Origin of the sequence: Adlercreutzia muris, assembly GCF_008831045.1 — a bacterium.
In the GTDB taxonomy this organism is placed as follows: Bacteria; Actinomycetota; Coriobacteriia; order Coriobacteriales; family Eggerthellaceae; genus Adlercreutzia; species Adlercreutzia muris.
The window spans coordinates 1-1,616 of the sequence record NZ_WAJS01000075.1; the positions used below are offsets into that span (position 1 = coordinate 1).

Here is a 1,616-nt window from a genome sequence, read left to right on the forward strand (position 1 = left end):
GTGTGAGTTAACTTTGTCCGGATTCCGGGTCGCTCCCCTGTGCCACAGGAAGAGGGCCCCTCCTGTATCCTCTCGGGTTGTCTAGGCCGGAGACGGAGAGGAAGGACCCTCCATGCGCGATCATACCATGGCCCAGGCCGCTGCGGCGGCCCTGGCCGACTGCTTCCTGCCCGACCTGGAGGCCACCGAGGACCTCGACTCGTTCGAGGCGTCCCTCGCTGCGGGCTCCAGGGCCCTTGCCGCCTCGGCGCTGTCGGCGTGCATCGAGCGCTTCGACCGCTCCCTGCGCTCCCAGGCGCCTCCCGGGTGGAGGGCGCACGAGGTGGCGCCCCGCACGCTGGTGACGCTCGTCGGGGAGGTCTCCTACCGGCGCACCGTCTACTTGGACGAGCATGGCTGCAGGCGCGCCTGGGCCGACGAGCTGCTGGGCGTGCGCCCGAGGGCGAGGCTGTCGGCGGGGGCGTTCCTGTGGCTGGCGAGGAGGTCTGCCGAGGTGTCGTTCCGCAAGGCGGCCGCCGACTTCGAGGCGATGAGCGGCGCCCGGGTCTCCCACGTCACGGCCATGCGCTGCGCGCGCGAGGAGGGCGCGCTGCTGCTGGCGGCGGCTCCCGAGGGCCCTGGGCTTTCCTGCGAGGGCGTCCGGGTGGAGGTGGACGGGCTGTGGGTGGCGCTGCAGCGGGCCGCCCACCGCGAGGAGGCGCTGCCGCGCTTCCTCTACGAGCAGTCCCGCGAGCGCTCCTCGATGGAGCTCAAGGTGGCCTCGGCCTACGCGGCCAAGCTGGATGCGGGGCGCGGGCGCAGGAGGCGCGCGGCGCTCGCGGTCGTGGCCTCGGCAGAGCCGCCCGAGGAGTTCTTCGAGAGGGTGCGGGCGCAGATGGCGGCCTCCTTCGAGCTGGACGACGTGCGCCGGGTCCACTACGGCGCCGACGGGGGCGCCTGGTGCGGCCCCGAGCGGCTGCGGGGGATGCTTCCCGCCCACGTGCGCGTCCTCTTCAAGCTGGACCCCTTCCACGTCATGCAGGCGGTCTGCCGGGCGTTCCCGGAGGGGCCGACGCGGGAGTGGGCCCGCCACCTGGCGCTTCGGGGCAAGGGCGCCGCCCTCGCCCGCATGGCCGAGCGGCTGGCCGCCAAGGCGACGGGGCCGAGGCGCGAGCGCGTCCGCCAGCTCGCCTCCTACGCGCGCCGCAACGCGGCCGCCATAGGGGCCCGCGCCGCCTCCATGGGCACCGCCGAGTCGACCAACGCCCTCATAGCCGCCCGCATGAAGGGGCGCGGGATGTCCTGGTCGAGGGAGGGCGCCGAGGCCATGTGCGCCCTGAGGTGCGCGGCGTGCACGGGCCGGGCGCTCGTGGCCCCCGCCAAGGGGGCGTGGCTCACCGAGCGGGAGAAGGCCGCCCGCCAGCCCGTCGGCACGAGCGCGGCGAAGGCGCCTTGGTCCAGCGGAAGCGGATGGGAGGTCCCCCACAGCTCGCGGCGGCACGCCAAGCAGCGCAGCGCCGAGGCCCTCTCGAAGGTGTGGTAGGATGCTCCCGTCGACGAATGCCCCGGCCGGCGCCCTCCAAGGGCAGGCTCCGGGGCCCTCTGGGAGCACCGCTCCGGATTCATGTAACTCACAC

Annotated in this window: 1 protein-coding gene; it reads left to right on the plus strand. The window is 74.3% G+C overall.

Annotated elements, in window-relative coordinates; translation table 11 throughout:
* Positions 1-112: 112 nt before the first annotated feature.
* Positions 113-1,522: a UPF0236 family transposase-like protein gene (locus tag F8D48_RS11420; protein WP_028027525.1), complete on the plus strand. Its 1,410-nt coding sequence runs from the start codon at positions 113-115 to the stop codon at positions 1,520-1,522.
* Positions 1,523-1,616 lie beyond the last annotated feature (94 nt).